General features: G+C 71.5%; 11 protein-coding genes. 6 read left to right on the top strand and 5 right to left on the bottom strand.

What is annotated here, in order from left to right:
- From ACY34I_RS27520 to ACY34I_RS27510, 3 genes are all read left to right on the top strand, one after another.
- On the top strand, nucleotides 1–841 hold an 841-nt coding region (locus ACY34I_RS27520), incomplete at its 5' end, for an RNA-guided endonuclease TnpB family protein (protein WP_462757935.1).
- Between the two features lie 12 nt (nucleotides 842–853).
- On the top strand, nucleotides 854–2359 hold the full coding sequence (locus tag ACY34I_RS27515; RefSeq protein ID WP_462757934.1) for a sugar ABC transporter ATP-binding protein: 1506 nt from the start codon (nucleotides 854–856) through the stop codon (nucleotides 2357–2359).
- 241 nt (nucleotides 2360–2600) lie between these two features.
- A complete protein-coding gene (locus ACY34I_RS27510) occupies nucleotides 2601–3893 on the top strand; it encodes an MFS transporter (RefSeq protein ID WP_462757933.1) in 1293 nt (430 codons plus the stop codon).
- A gap of 407 nt (nucleotides 3894–4300) precedes the next feature.
- Here the strand turns inward: ACY34I_RS27510 and ACY34I_RS27505 are convergent, their stop codons facing one another.
- On the bottom strand, nucleotides 4301–4588 hold the full coding sequence (locus tag ACY34I_RS27505; RefSeq protein WP_462757932.1) for a DUF2277 domain-containing protein: 288 nt from the start codon (nucleotides 4586–4588) through the stop codon (nucleotides 4301–4303).
- Nucleotides 4589–4663: 75 nt separating this feature from the next.
- On the bottom strand, nucleotides 4664–5653 hold the full coding sequence (locus ACY34I_RS27500) for a helix-turn-helix transcriptional regulator (RefSeq protein WP_462757931.1): 990 nt from the start codon (nucleotides 5651–5653) through the stop codon (nucleotides 4664–4666).
- 110 nt (nucleotides 5654–5763) lie between these two features.
- Here ACY34I_RS27500 and ACY34I_RS27495 point away from each other — a divergent pair, with 110 nt between their 5' ends.
- Nucleotides 5764–6201 carry a VOC family protein gene (locus tag ACY34I_RS27495; RefSeq protein WP_462757930.1) on the top strand — a complete coding sequence of 146 codons (438 nt, stop codon included), beginning with the start codon at nucleotides 5764–5766 and terminating at the stop codon, nucleotides 6199–6201.
- A gap of 204 nt (nucleotides 6202–6405) precedes the next feature.
- On the opposite strand, the gene ACY34I_RS27490 is transcribed toward ACY34I_RS27495, so the two are convergent.
- Nucleotides 6406–6687 (bottom strand): DUF2277 domain-containing protein, encoded by a 282-nt coding sequence (locus tag ACY34I_RS27490; protein WP_148797698.1) that lies wholly within the window; start codon nucleotides 6685–6687, stop codon nucleotides 6406–6408.
- 155 nt (nucleotides 6688–6842) lie between these two features.
- Nucleotides 6843–7463, bottom strand: coding sequence for a maleylpyruvate isomerase family mycothiol-dependent enzyme (locus tag ACY34I_RS27485; RefSeq protein WP_462757927.1), 621 nt, complete (start codon nucleotides 7461–7463; stop codon nucleotides 6843–6845).
- 118 nt (nucleotides 7464–7581) lie between these two features.
- Between ACY34I_RS27485 and ACY34I_RS27480 the strand changes: the two genes are divergently transcribed.
- The gene (locus ACY34I_RS27480; protein ID WP_462757926.1) at nucleotides 7582–8643 is read left to right on the top strand and encodes a sigma-70 family RNA polymerase sigma factor; all 1062 of its coding nucleotides are present in this window, start codon (nucleotides 7582–7584) and stop codon (nucleotides 8641–8643) included.
- 29 nt (nucleotides 8644–8672) lie between these two features.
- On the top strand, nucleotides 8673–9032 hold the full coding sequence (locus ACY34I_RS27475; protein WP_462757924.1) for a VOC family protein: 360 nt from the start codon (nucleotides 8673–8675) through the stop codon (nucleotides 9030–9032).
- Between the two features lie 79 nt (nucleotides 9033–9111).
- On the opposite strand, the gene ACY34I_RS27470 is transcribed toward ACY34I_RS27475, so the two are convergent.
- Entirely contained in the window at nucleotides 9112–15090 is a 5979-nt protein-coding gene (locus ACY34I_RS27470; protein WP_462757923.1) for a ThuA domain-containing protein, read from the bottom strand.
- Nucleotides 15091–15145 lie beyond the last annotated feature (55 nt).

The following is a 15145-nucleotide window of genomic DNA, read 5'->3' as shown; positions in this document are numbered from 1 at the left end:
CCTGCGCGGCGGGCGGGTCGAGGTGCACTACCAGATCGACGCGGCGGGGATGCGGTCGTCGCAGCGGCCGTGCGGCGATGCGGCGGTCGGGGTGGACAAGGGCTACACCGAAGCCCTCACCGACTCCGACGGCCAGCCCCACGGTGAACAACTCGGCGACCTGCTGACCCGTGAGTCGGACCGGTTGAAGGAACGCAACCGACGTCGGGCGAAGCTCCGCTCGATCGCCAACACCGCCGCCGCACGTGGCGACCACGCGAAAGCCCACCGGATCAAGACCAACAACCTTGGCACGGTGAAGCGGGACCGGCAGGCCGCCCGACATCGGGCGCGGGTGCGTACGGAGATCTTCACCGCCGTGCACGAGGTCGTCGACAAAGCCGCCACCATCATCGCCGAGGACCTCACCAAACGCTTCACCGCACGCAAGAAGCTTCCCAAGAACATCAATCGGCGTCTCGCCGCGTGGACCAAAGGAGTCACCGCGGAGGCGCTGAAAAGCGTGTCGGAGCGTAGAGGTTCTGCGCTCGTTCCCGTCAACGCCGCCTACACCTCACAAACCTGCCACCACTGCGGCGCCTTCGGCCGACGCAGCGGGGACAGGTTTCACTGCACCCAGTGCGGGGTGGTGTGGCAGGCAGACGTGAACGCCGCGATCAACATCCTGCACCGAGCCGGCGACCCCGACATCGCCCTGCACACCCCACACCATGTGGTGAAGCAGATCCTGCAGGATAGGACCGATCGCCACCGGACCAGACTGCCGGTCCAGGACTCCAGCCCAGCCACCGCAGGGCGGAGAGCGAAACATCCGAACCACTCAACCATGAGCAAGAAGTAGGAAGCAGGCACCGTGGCAGGCAGCAGCACCGTGATCGAGGCCGCGGGCGTGGTCCGGGACTTCCCCGGCACGCGCGCCCTCGACCACGTCTCGTTCACTCTGCGACAGGGCGAGGTGCACGCCGTCGTCGGGGAGAACGGCGCCGGCAAGTCGACCCTGATCAAGGTGCTCTGCGGCATCGACCGGCCGGACGCCGGCGTGCTGCGGCTGCACGGCGTGCCGGTGCGGTTCTCCTCGCCACGCGACGCCGAGCGCGCGGGGATCGGCGGTGTCCACCAGGAGGCCAACCTCGTCCCACAGATGAGCGTCGCCCGGAACCTGTTCCTGGGCCGCGAACCGCGCCGCTGGCTCGGCCTCATCAACATCGCCGAGATGTACACCCGAGCCAGCGACATCATGGCTGACTGCGGCCTGCGGATCGACGTACGGCGGCCCCTCGAATCGTTCGACGCCGGGATCCAGCAGCTGGTCGCCGTGGCCCGCGCGGTCACCATCGGCACCTCGGTGATCGTCCTCGACGAGCCCACCGCCGGCCTGCACGACGATCAGGTCGACCAACTGCTCACCAGGCTCGACGCGCTGCGCGCCCAGGGCCGCTCCATCGTCTACGTCAGCCACCGCCTCGCCGAGATCGAGCGGATCTGCGACCGCGCCACCGTGCTGCGCGACGGCCGGCTGGTGCACACCGGCCCGCTCGCCGGCCTCGACCGGATGCGGCTCGTGTCGCTGATGCTCGGCCGTCGGGTGACGCTCGCGGCGCCGGCCCCCGAAGGCGTGGCCCCCGAGCCCGCCGACCCGCCGATCCTGCAGGCCACCGGCCTCACCCGGCGCCACGTCCTCGGTGGCGTGTCGATCAACCTTCGGCCCGGCGAGGTCGTCGGTCTCAGCGGGTTGCTGGGCGCCGGCCGCAGTGAGACGGCCATGGCCATCGCCGGCGCCATCCCGCTGGACGCCGGGCAGGTGACCGTCTCCGGCACCCGCCTGCGCCGGCGCTCGATCGCTGGCGCCGTCCGCGCCGGCGTGGGTCTGCTGCCGCAGAACCGTGCGGCCGAGGGCATCATCGCCTCGCTGTCGGTCCGCGACAACATCGCGCTCGCCGCGCTCCCCCGACTCTCCCGTGCCGGCATCGTCTCCGAGGCCCGCCTCGACCGGATCGTCGAGACCTTCACGCGCCGGCTGAGGATCAAGGCGACCAGCCCGCACCAGCCGGTCGGGGAACTCTCCGGCGGCAACCAGCAGAAGGTGTTGCTGGCCCGCTGGCTCGCCACTCACCCCCGGGTGCTGATGCTCGACGAGCCGACCCGCGGCATCGACATCGGCACCAAGTCCGAGGTGCAGGCACTCATCGACGATCTCGCGGTGGACGGGCTGGCGGTCATGCTGATCTCCTCCGATCTGGAGGAACTCGCCGGTTCCTGCGACCGCGTCCTGGTGCTGCGCGACGGCACCGTCGCCGGGCAGTTGACCGGCCCGAGCGTCACCGAGAAGAACATCCTGGCGCTGCTCGCGGCGAGCTGACCCCCACGACGCCGCCGCGGCGGGCCGCAGCGGCATCCGGCGGGGCCGTTCGGTGGTCTGACCGGGCGTAGACTGTCGGCGTGATCCTGCTCGAAGTCGTCGCCGCAGCGTACGGCTGCTGGATCACGCCCGATCTGCCGCTCTACGGCAACGACTACGAGCGCTCCGACTTCGCTCCCTGATCGGCGCGGCCTTCCCTCTTCGCCCGGTCCGCTTTTTGCCACTCTTGGAGCGCCCCGTCATGCCCGTACCCGATCAGACCCACGACGCCCCGGCCGCCGGAGACCTGTCCGTCGCGCACCCGTCGAGCGGCACCGCGCCAAGCGATGCCGGGGCCACCTCCACCGCCAGCGAACCCTCGGCGATGGCCGTACTGCGGGCGCCGCAGGCCGCCCGCGTGCTCGCCGCCAGCCTGCTCGGCCGACTCCCGCTCGGCGCCGCCCCGCTGGCTTTGTTGATCTTCGCGCGCGACTCGATGACCCTCACCGTTGCGGGCGTGCTGGTCGGCGCGTTCACCGCCGGCACCGCAGTCGGTCAGCCGATGTTCGCCCGGATGGCGGACCGATGGCGACAGCCCCCGGTGTTGTGGCTGGCGGCAGCCATTTCCACGATCGGATTCCTGCTCACCGCGGCGCAGGTCAACCTGCCGGTGACCGTGTTCGCCGCCGGGCTCGCCGGGCTCGGCGCGCCGCCGTTCGAGTCGTGCCTGCGGGTGCTGTGGCGCGATCTGCTGCCCCCGCACCAGGTACAGGCCGCGTACACGCTGGACGTCGCCGTACAAGAAGCGATCTTCATCCTGGGTCCGATGGTCACGCTCGCAGCCGTCGCGCTCACTGGCCCGCGCGGCGGTCTGGCGGCGGCCGCGCTGTTCCAGGCCGTGGGCACGCTGTGGTTCGCCACCACCGGCGCGGTCCGTCGCTGGCTGGGCGAGCCGGCGGTACGGCACTGGGCCGGTCCGCTACGGGCCGGCCGGTTCCGACCGATCCTCGGCGCACTGCTGCTGGTCGGCACGGCGGTGGGCAGCGTGACGGTCGCCGCGACCGGGTATGCCGAGTCTGTCGGCAGCCGATCCTGGACGGGTTGGCTGCTCGCCGCCCAGGCGACGGGGGCCCTGGTCGGCGGCCTGCTCTATGTCCGCTTCACGGCGCTGCGCCAGCACGCCACCCTGCCCCGCGCGGTCGGGGTCTTCGCCGCGGGCTACCTGCCCCTGCTGTTCACCCCGGTTCCGCCGGTCATGATGGCGCTGATGGCGCTGAGCGGGCTCGCGCTGCCGCCGCTGCTCACCCTGGCGTTCGTCGCGATCGACGAGGTCGCGCCCGCCGGCACGGCGGCCGAGGCGTTCGCGTGGGCGGCGACCGCCTTCTCCGTCGGCAGCGCGGCCGGCGCGGCGGCAGGTGGGGCGCTACTGGACGCGGTGGGAGAGCTCACGGTCGGCTTCCTGCTCGCGCCGCTCGGCGGTGCCGCAGCCTGCGGGATCCTCCTGTTGAGCGCCGGGACGAGCCGTTCCCGGGCGAACCGGATCGAGCCGGGCTGACGACTAGACGCACGGCCCGGCCGCACCGCGGCACCGGTCCCTCTCCCCCGCCTCGTCGGCCAGCGTGAACGGTACGACGGCGACGCTGGACCGGAAGGCACCCCAGCCACCCGGCGGACGCCTGCCGGCCCAGCGGTCCTCGGCCCGACCCCATCGACTCCGGGCACCCATGTCCCGGATCTGCTCCGCCGAGGGGTCCAGCGCGGAGCCGACGCCGCGCCCCTCGAGCGAGATCGAAGTCGTGGCCCGGAGAATAGTTCGGATCCTGCCCTGGCGTGCACCCGTCCGACGCCACCGTCCGGCGCCCGGCCGCAGCGGGTCGCCGCGCAGCGGGCGGCGTTGGTGGCCGTGAGCGCGAGACCGGCCTGCGGAAGCTCGCCGCAGATCGCGCCGGTCCAGCCGAGCCGTCAGCCCGAGGTCGCCGCGCGGACCCCGTACCGTTCGGCCGCGCGTGCCCTGGCCTTCGTGGCCTCCACCTCGCGGTCGCGCGGGGGCGCCTTCGTCACGAGGCTATCCAGCAGCGTCCGGGTGGCCGCCGTGACGGCGCGGACCGCCTCGCCGGACGCCTCCTTGTTGGCCGCCGACGGCCGGGTCGTGCCGCTGACCTTGCGCACGTACTGGATGGCGGCTGCCTCGATCTCATCATCGGTCGCAGGCGGCTCGAAGTTGTGTAGCACCCGAATGTTCCTGCACATGCCCCTACGATGCCAGACCGAACCGACAGCGGCAGACAGGCCGACGGGTCCACGTCGCCGAGCAGGCTTCCGACGTCAGCGACGGGCGTCAGGTCCAGTGCCGTGACCGGAGGTCCCGGCCATCGCCGCGAGGCGGCGGGCGAGCAGGGCGATGGCCGCCCGCAGCTCGGGAGGCTCCAGCACCTCCGCCTCGAAGCCCAGCCGGGCCACTTGCACGGCGAGCCAGTCCAGGGTCTCGCCGCCGACGACGAGCACGCACCAGCCGTCGTCATCGTCCTCGACGCGCCCCACCTGGGGCGGCACCAGCTCCCGCACCTGGTCGGATCGGGCGTGCACCCGCACCCGGGCGAGATACCGGTAGGGCGCCTCGGTCACCGACCGCTGCACGTAGGCGACCGGGTCGGGATGCTCCCTCGGCCGGAAGCGCCAGGTCGTCGCCACCACCTCGGGCATCCGGTCCAGCCGAAACGTGCGCCAGTCGTCGCGGTCGACGTCCCAGGCCATCAGGTACCAGCGGCGGCCGGTGGTGACCATCCGCACCGGCTCGACCATGCGTTCGCGTTGCCCGCCGTCGCGTCCGGCGTATCGGAACCGCACCCGCACGGCGTCGCGGCAGGCCCGCGCGAGCGTCACCAGCAGCTCCGCGTCGATCTGGACCCCGGGGCCGGTCAGCGTCTCGGTGGCGCCGTGCACCGCCCGCACCTCGGCGCGCAGCCGGGGCGGCATCACCTGGTCGAGCTTCGCGAGCGCCTGCAGTGCCGCCTCGCCCGCCCCGGCGACCGTGCCGCCCGACGCCAGCCGCAGGGACACCGCCGTCGCGATCGCCTCCTCGTCGTCGAGGAGCAGCGGGGGCAGCCGGCTGCCCGCACCGAGCTGGTAGCCGCCGCCGACACCCGCCGTCGCGTGCACGGGGTAGCCGATCGCGCGCAGCCGCTCCACGTCGCGGCGTACCGAGCGGTCGGTGACCCCCAGCTCGGCGGCGAGCTCGGCGGCCGTCCAGGACGCCCGCCGCTGCAGCAGCGCCAGCAACCGCAGCACCCGCTCGGTCGTCGCCTCGACGGTCACGTACTCATCGTCGCACGGATCGCGGAACGATCCTGTCCGCTATCCGTGGGAGGCTGGCACCATGACCGACCAGACCTGGAGCCTCCTGCTCCGCGAGGAGGCAAGCTGAGATGGCCCGCGACGTCCAGATCACCTTCGACTGCGCCGACCCGGCCGGGTTGGCCGCGTTCTGGGCCGAGGCCCTCGGCTACCAGCTGCAGGACCCGCCCGCGGGCTTCGAGTCATGGGAGCAGGCCCTGGAGGCGATGGGCGTGCCGCCCGAGCGCCGCAACGACGCCTCGGCGGTGGTCGACCCCGAGGGGTCCGGGCCGCGGCTGTTCTTCCAGCGGGTGCCGGAGGGCAAACAGGCCAAGAACCGCGTGCACCTCGACGTGCGAGCCGCCCCCGGGCTCACGGGCGAGGCGCGGATGGCGGCCCTGGAGGCGGAGGCCGAGCGGCTCGTCTCCCAGGGCGCCACCCGGCTCCAACGCTACGAGCCGGCACCCCCGCTCGGCGCCGGTCACATCGTGATGGCCGACCCGGAGGGCAACGAGTTCTGCCTCGACTGATCAGCCACGCGGCAGGGCCGGCGACCTCAGTGCGGTCCGGACCGGGACTCCCCGGTCCGGACACGTAGAGCGGTGATGCGCCGGCCCGGCTGGACCGTGTCGTTGGCGCGTCCGTCCCGCTCGACGAGTGCGAGACGGACGCTGGCGGTCGGGCTCGGGATCGTGATGGCCGGGGTCGCGGGCGGCACCCGTCCGCCCGGGCCGTCAGCCCGCCGCGCGGATCCCGTACCGTTCGGCCGCGCGTGCCTTGGCCTTCGCGGCCTCCACCTCGCGGTCACGGGGAGGCGCCTTCGTCACGAGGCTGTCGAGCAGGGTCCGGGTGGCGGCCGTGACCGCGCGGACCGCCTCGCCGAACGCCTCCTCGTTGGCCGCTGACGGTCGGGTTGCGCCGCTGACCTTGCGCACGTACTGGATGGCGGCCGCCTCGATCTCGTCGTCGGTCGCAGGCGGTTCGAAGTTGTGGAGCACGCGAATGTTCCGGCACATGCCTCTACGATGCCAGACCGAGCCGACACCGGCAGACAGCTCGACCGACGACGCACACGGTGAGTAACCTCATCATCGCGAGCCGTCACCGACGGTGGTCGCCAGTGAGCGCAACGTGACGCCACGGTGGCAGGCGGGCGACTGCCACACCCCGGTCAGCCGGAGAACCGTGTGGCGGGCTCGCCGTCAAGGTGTCCCGGCGGTAGGCGGCGACCGCAGATCACGAGCAGCAGGTCCTGGGCGAGGCCGCGCAGCGGCGTTCCCGATCCGTGCTCCCAGTCGAGGTCGGTCGCCTGCAGGCTGACCCCGGCGAGGTCGACGCCGAAATACGCGACGTTCCGTGGCCGCATCCCGGCCAGCACCAGCCCCACCCGGTCCGGCGGGATCCTGCGGTCCAGCCCGAGACCCACGGTGATGTCCAGGCCGTGGATGACGTCGTGCGACAGCGCTCCGGCGACCCCGCCGCCCGGCGGCGTCCAGGGATGGTCGATGTTCTCCCGCAGCGCCGCGAGCAGCCGCTCAGGCGGCATGGTCGCCGCGTCACGCCGGGCGGCGCGGTCGGCCATCCGATCGAAGCTGCCGCGCGCCCTCACCAGGTCGATCAGGATCCGCCCGACGGACGTCCGGAACGGCATCGTCAGATGCGCGACGACCTCCCGCACCCGCCAGCCGGCGCACAGGGTGGACGAATCCCATCGCGCGGCCGGCAGGGTGGCGAGCAGGTCCGCCAACTCCCGCCGTTCCGCGGCCACCGCGGCTCGAAGCCGATCCTCCATCGTCCGCCTCCCGTTCCGTTGCGCGGACCCGTCCGGAGCCCGCGCCAAGGGATACGACACCGGCGCCCGGAACTCATCGGTGCTGCCACACGTCGGTCGGTATCCGTATGGTCAGGGCGTGGTGGACGCGACAACGGTGGACCGGCTGGAGCCGTTCCGGGTGGAACTGACCGGCTACTGCTATCGGATGCTCGGGTCCGGATTCGAGGCCGAGGACGCGGTGCAGGAGACCCTGCTGCGGGCCTGGCGGTCGCTTGACCGGTACGACGAGCGACGCGGCTCGCTGCGGACCTGGCTCTACCGCATCGCGACCAACGTCTGCCTCGACATGCTGCGCGGCGCGCAGCGCCGCGCACTTGCGATGGATCTCAGCGGCCCGTCGCGGGCCGGGGCGGAGATCGGCGCGCCGATCACGGAACGGGCCTGGGTGCAGCCGGTCCCGGACGCTCTCGTGCTGCTGGCTGACGGCGGCCCGGAGGAGCAGGCCGTACGCCGTGAGACGATCCGGCTGGCCTTCGTCGCCGTGCTCCAGCATCTGCCGCCCCGCCAGCGGGCGGTGCTGATTCTGCGCGACGTGCTGTGCTGGCGGGCCGAGGAGGTCGCGGACCTGCTGGACAGCAGCGTGGCCGCGGTGACCAGCGCCCTGCAACGGGCCAGAACGACGCTGAAGACTGCCGGGGTGACGCCGGGTGAGCCGCTGCGGCCGGAGGACCGGGCCCAACGCGACCTGCTCGCCCGATACTGCGACGCGTTCGAGCGGCACGACGTGACCGCGCTGGTGGCGATGCTGCACGAGGAGGCCACGATATCGATGCCGCCGTTCCGGTGGTGGCTGCGCGGCCGGGAGGACATCCGGCAGGCCCTGCTGGTGCCGGGCTCGTGCGAAGGAGCCCGGCTGGTGCCGGTGGCGGCGAACGGCTCGCCGGCGTACTGGCAGACCCGGCCGGATCGGGACGGCGTGCACGTGCCGTTCGGGCTGGTCGTGCTCGACGTGTGGCAGGGGCTGGTCACCGGCAGCATCACGTACCTCGACCCCGGCCGGCTGGTCCAACTGTTCGGCCCGCCGGCCGAGCCCCGGCGGCCGGTCGGTGCCCCGCCCGGCGCCGGCCCGCCATCCGTCGCCGAGCCGGCGCCGGGCGGGGCACCGATGAGTACCGCGGCTCCGGCACGTATTCCCTAGGTGAAGCCCCGCCAACCGGAGGAGCAGCCGTGACAACGGTGCAGCCCATCATCAGCACGCCCGATCTGGCCCGCCTGCAGGCGTTCTATCAACGCGTGTTCAACGCCGTGCAGGTCCGACGGTTCCCCACTGACGGTCCGCCGTTCTTCGTCGGCCTCAGGTTGGGCGACTCGGAGCTCGGCCTGGTCAGCCAGGCGGACACCGACCTGTCCACGCCGCCGCGGATCCTGCTCAGCATCGACGTCGACGATGTGGACGCGCTGCTCGACGAGGTGGTGGCCGCCGGTGGGCGGGTGCTCGGCCCACCGAACGACATGCCGTGGGGGCAGCGCGTGGCGCACGTGCACGATCCTGACGGCAACCTGGTCAACCTGACTCGTGAGCTGTGAAAGACCAAGTGCCGGAGCACGCGGGGCGTGCTCCGGCACCGGTCGGGGAGCCGGCCGGCACCGGCTCGCCGTCATCTCCTCACAGACGGGCCTTCAGGTAGGCGCCGGCCGCGAGCAGTTGCGTGCGGGCCGACTCGTCGGTGGCGGTCCGGGCCGCCTCCGCGTACCGGTCCAGGGCAGCCTTGGCCTGCTCGGGCCGGCCCGCCGCCGCCGTGCTCTTGGCCGCCTGGAGCTGGCCGAACAGGTGGTCGGCGAGATCCTCGCTGATCAGACCGTCCGCCTGGTACCGCCGCACCAGCGCCTGGGCGTTGTCGTAGGTGGCGACGATTTCGAACGAGACGGTCTCCTCCGTGGCGTTGCCGGCCAGATCGGTCGCCACGACGGTCAGCTTGTGCTCACCGGCCGTGGGCTCGACACCCGCACCGCTCTCGATCGCCACCCCGTCTAGGCGGAGGGCCACCGAGTCGACGCCCGACGCGGCGTCCCGTGCCGTGGCGGCGATCGGCAGTGACCTGCCGAGGTCGTACTTGCCGCCGTTCGCCACGCCGTCGACGGTCACGACCGGCCCCGTGGCGTCGACGGCCAGGGACACCGCTTTCAGCGGGGAGATGTTGCCGGCCTCGTCGATCGCCCGGAGCCGCAGCTCCCACCGGCCGTCCTCGGTCACCTGGATCGGCTCGCGGTATTCGATCCAGGCGCCGTCGCCCTCGACGAACTCGATGCGGACCGGGCCGCCGCGGTCATCGCTCGCCGAGGCGGTGACCGTCACCGGCGAGGTGTACCAGCCGCGCTTGCCGTTCGGCTGCGCCGGGTCGACCGACACCGTCAGGTTCGGCGCCGTCGTGTCGAGGACCCGGAAGTAGTCGAACGCGACGGTGACCGGCTGCGCCTGCTCCGGACCCAACGCCATCAGCCCGAACGAGGTCATCACGGCGTCGTTGGTGACCGGCTGGCCGAGCGAGGTCCAGTTGGCCCCGCCGTCGCTGATCTGGGCCGAGTAGGTGTTCCCGCTCCGGCTCAGCCGCAGGTGGTACCAGCCGCTCTCGGTCGAGTCGGCGATGTCGATCGACCGGTTGCCGCCGTTGCCGAACTGCGCGTTGCGTTCCGAGACCAGCTCGGCGCGCAGGTTGGTCGGCGTCCCGGCGTTGTTGTTGGCCACGACGTCGAACTTCACGTAGTTGTCGTCGTTGTTGTAGACCAGGAAGCCGGCCAGCTGCCACTTGTGCAGCATCGCCGGCGTCAGCCGGGTCTCGATCGTCCAGTCACCGGCGGCGACGTCCGCGGGGATCTTCTGCAGGATGAAGTTCCGCGGGGAGTCGTTGTTGGTGCCGTTGATGTCGCCCGGCTGGGTCTCGATGCGCAGCGCACCGCCGCTCACCGCGGCCTTGGCCGAGTCGTACCGCACCGTCGCGTTCCACCGGCAGCCGTCGACGGCGTTGCCGTCGAACTCGTCGCTGGGCGCGCGGACGCCGTCGTCCGTGCCGTCCGGTGTGATGGTGAAGTGGTCGAACACGGCGTTGACCCGCGCCGTCCCGGTGTCCCCGGCGGCCATGGGGCCGACGGTCGCGTTCGGGATGACGTTCGCGGATCCGGCGAGCGCCGTCCAGGTCTGGCCGTCGGCGGAGTACGCCGCGGTCAGCTTCTGACCGTCGCTGACCAGCCGCAGGTGGGTGGTGGTCGGGAAGTCCGCCGGCAGATTCACGTTGGCGTGCCAGGTCCGCGTACCGCCGGCCTCGGTCTGGAACTCCATGATCCGACCGCCGGACGAGGCGCGGGTGAACGCCAGCTTCACGTAGTCGTTGTCGGTGCCGTGCATGAGCAGGCCGGCGTGCTGCCACTCGCGGTCGTGCGGGATGGTCACCTTCGTGGTGATCGTCCACGGGCCGACCTTGGCGCGCTGACCGGCGTAGCTGATCGGCCCGGTGGTGCCCTCGTTGATGTCGCCGTTGGTGACGGGCAGCACCAGGCCGCCGCCGGTGACCCGCACCGGCAGGTTCGGCGCGTTGCGCACCGTGGTCCACCGGTTGGTGTTCAGCGTGTCACCGTCGAAGGTGTCCGAGCCGCGGATCGCGCAGCCGGGCGCGGTCTCCGGCGGTGCCGGGTGGATGGCCTTGTCGACCAGCGTGAAGCCGGTGAACTTCACCTCGCTGGTGGCCGAGGCGTTGTGCGCGGTGACCGCGAGGCCGATGTCCTGCGGGCCGGCCGCCCCGGGCAGCGTCACCGGGTCGCCGACCAGGGTGAACGACTTGCCGTCCTTGCTCCAGTAGCCGTAGTACTTCCCGCCGTCGCGCACGATCCGGACCCAGGACGGGTAGCTCGTGTTGCTGGCGCCGGTGCTGGCGTCGAGCTGGCCGTTGCCGTCGGTGTCGCGCAGCCACTCGAACCCGAGGCCCGCCCGCATCGTCATCGCCGCGTACCCGGGCGACCTGCCGGGCTGGGTGATGTCGTTGCGGACGATCAGACCGGCCTTGGCGGAGTTGTTCGTGTTCGTCTGGCTGTCGATCTTGACGGTGGCGGTCCAGGTGTCGCCGGCCGCCGCCGGAAGGTACACCGAGCCGTACTGGTCGGTGCCCTGCCACATGTTCTCGCCGCCGGCGTTGACGATCCAGGTGTCCCGGTCCGGCCGGTCGAACGCGGCGGTGGTGTTGCTGTAGGTCTGCCAGGCGCCGTAGAGGTCACCGACCTCGACCTGCACGACGCGGGACTTCGCGTGGTAGCCCTTGTCATTGGTCGCCACCGCGGTCAGCTGGTAGCGCTTCTCGGTGGACGCGTTCCACTTCATCGCGTACGGCGCCGTGGTGTCGACGCCGATCGACGTGCCGTCGACGAAGAACTCGACCTTGGTGATCGTGTTCTCCGCGTCGCTCGCGGCGGCGGTCACCTGGATCTCGCCCGGTTCCAGCTTGTCGGCCGGTGTCGGGGAGGTCACCGCGACCTTCGGCTTGCTGGTCGGCGAGACGCCCTTGCCGTCGGCCTCGATGAAGTTCAGGCGCCGCTCACCCGCACCCGGGAACACCGCGTACAGGGTGAACGTCTCGCCGGGATCGGACACCTCGATCGGGATGTCCACGTAGCCGCCGCCGCTGGTCGCCGGCACCTGCGCGGTGCCCAGCAGTTCACCGTCCGGCTTGCCGCGCCGCAGCTCGATCTTTCCTGCGGTGGCGGCCGACGCGCGCAGGATCAACCGGTCGACGTTGTGCAGGTTGACCGGGTCGTACGACGCCCAGGCACCGTTCTGGCCGGCGATGGAGTTCCCGTGGCCCTCGACGTCCCGCGACGAGCCGACCGTCACGTTCGACGAGTTGTCGAAGAACTCCGCCTCCCTCTGCTTCGGGAACATCAGGGTGGTGTCCGAGCCGGTCAGGCTCGGGATGCCGCCCGCGCCGCCGGAGTCGGCGTAGCGGCCGTCGATCGCGTAGAAGACGTTCATGTCCTCGCCGTGACCGCCGCCGAGGGCGGTGACCACCTTGCCGGTGCGCCCGTGCAACGGGTCGGCCGGGTGCGCGTGCTCGTCGTGGCCCATCGCCGGCTGGATCACCACGTCGGCGTCGTCGATCTGGGTGTCCTCGGGGTCGCTGACCGACAGGTCCCAGCTCACCTCGTCACCGAAGTCGAAGAACGCCCCGTTGGGCGGCTGGTTGAACTTCACCTTCGGCCGGGTGTTGCCGACCGTGATCGGCACCGTCGCCGTCCCGGTCTTGCCGGCCGGGTCGGTCACCGTGAGCCGGGCGTTGTAGACGCCGTTCGTGGTGTAGGTGAAGGTCGGCTTCGACTCGGTGGAGTCGGCGGAGCCGTCACCGGTGAAGTCCCACTCGTAGCGCAGTTGCTCATTCTCCGGGTCGGTGCTGCCCGAGCCGTCGAAGCGGACCTGCAGCGGCGCCTGGCCGGAGTCCGGCGACGCGCTGATCTTCGCGGTCGGCGAACGGGAGCCGGAGATGTAGTCGACCCGGTACAACCCCGAGTTCGGGTTGTCGCGGCCGAATCCGCCACCCCAGTCCAGCACGTACATCGAGCCGTCGGGACCGAACTTGGAGTCGATCGGCGCGAGGAACTGCTGCTGCGGCAGGAACGGATTGACCTTCTCGACCCCGCCCTGCCCGTTCGGGATGATCGAGTACATCTTGTTCCGCGACCACTCGTAGAAGAACGGCTTGCCGTCGTAGGACGCGGGGAACTTGGTGTCCGACTGCAGGTTCGGGTCGTACTGGTAGAAGGGTCCGCCCATCGGCGCCAGGCCGCCACCCTGCGGGATGACCGACGGCACCGAGGAACGCTTGTAGCCGTACCACATCTTCGCCGGCTTGGCGGCCGGCAGCTCGGTCAGGCCGGTGTTGCGCACCGAGTCGTTGATCGGGTGGGCGCAGTCGAAGGGCGCGCCGACCGTCACCGGATTCGTCCGGTAATCCACGTCCCGGAACGGCTCGTTGTTGCCCATGCACAGCGGCCAGCCGTAGAAGCCCGGCTCGGTGATCAGGTTCCACTCGGCGATGCCGGCGGGTCCACGGTCCGGGTTGTCGTTGCTGTTGTCCGGCGAGTAGTCCGCCAGCCCGATGGCCCCGGTCTTCGGGTCGATCGAGAACCGGAACGGGTTGCGGAAGCCCATCGCGTAGATCTCGGGCCGGGTCTTCGCCGTGCCCGGCGGGAACATGTTGCCCGCGGGGATGGAGTAGGTGCCGTCGGCCTCGGGGCGGATCCGCAGCAGCTTGCCGCGCAGGTCGTTGGTGTTGGCCGAGGTGGCCCGCGCGTCGTGGAACGTGCCGTCCCGTTCGGACAGTGGCGCGTAGCCGCCGGACGGCTCGGAGTGCGGGTTCACGTCGTCGCCGACGCTCAGGTAGAGGTTTCCGTCCGGACCGAACGCGAGGCCGCCGCCGGTGTGGCCGGGCTCGTCGGGCAGCCGCCGCGCCGGTACGTCGAGCAGGACCTTCTCGGTGGCGCGGTCGATCTGGGAGCCCGGGCCGACGGTGAGCCGGGACAGGCGGTTGACGAAGTTCGCCGGGTCGCTGTCGTTCGTGCTCGCCGGTGAGTAGTAGACGTACAGGTGGCCGTTCTCGGCGAACTTCGGGTCGAGCGCGATGCCGAGCAGGCCGTCCTCACCGCCGGAGTAGACCGGGATCGTGATCGCGGTGGAGGTGGTCCTGGTCCTGGGGTCGTAGACCCGGATCTGGCCGCGTACCAGCTCGGTGAAGAAGACCCGGCCGTCCGGTGCGACGTCCATGGCGAACGGGGCGCTGGTGTTCTGGTCGAGCGGGACCCGTTCGAACTGGTCCCACACCGTGCCGCCGCAGTCGCCCTCGACCATGCCGGCCGCCCACTTCACCCCTCCGACGATGTGCTGCACCAGCCCCGGCTCGCCGGTGTAGTGCGCCCCGAAGTGGCCCATGCCGGTCATCCAGGCCCGGCCGCCGTCGTACGGCTTGCACCACGAGATCGGGTGGTCGTAGCCCATCGCGTTGTTGCCCGGGTTGTACGTCGTCTCGTCCATCGTGGCGAGCACGTGCGCGTCGCCGCGGACGTTGAGCGCGTAGTTGTACCACTCGTCGGCACGCTCCCACCGCTGCGGCAGGTGACTCGTCGACGGGTGGGAGTGGTCCTCGACGCGCACGGTGCCCGGCAGGCCCGGGCTGGTGCCGGTGGCGGCGTGGCCGGGCATCAGCGTGCCGATCATGTTGTCCCACCACGCGTAGTTCCCGCGCATGTCGGTCGCGTTGTGGATGGCGACGATGCCGTGGCCGGCCTTCATGTAGCGCTCCATCGCCGCCTTCTGGTCGGCGGTCCACGGGTCGCCGGATGCCTGGAACATCACCAGGGCGTCGAAGTGCGCGAGGTCCTCGTCGTTGAAGATCGACGAGTCCTCGGTGTGCTGCGAGGTGATCCCGGCGTCGGCGAAGGCGGCCTGCAGCACGGGAACGCCCTGCTCGATCGCCTCGGTGTGCCGGAACTGCGTGGTCTTGGTGAAGATCAGCACGTGGGCTTGGCCGTGGTCACCCGGGTGTGCGGCCGCCGGCGACGGGCTGATCATGGACAGCGCGAGCGCGCCGACGATGGGTATCGCGAACAATCGTCCCCACCGGGGACGCCAGGTCACGTTCATGAGGTGTGGTGCCTCTCTGGGA

This window comes from Micromonospora sp. RTBAU3-60, from assembly GCF_054963695.1.
Note: the sequence above shows the minus strand (reverse complement) of the source record. Positions and strands in the feature narration are given on the sequence as shown.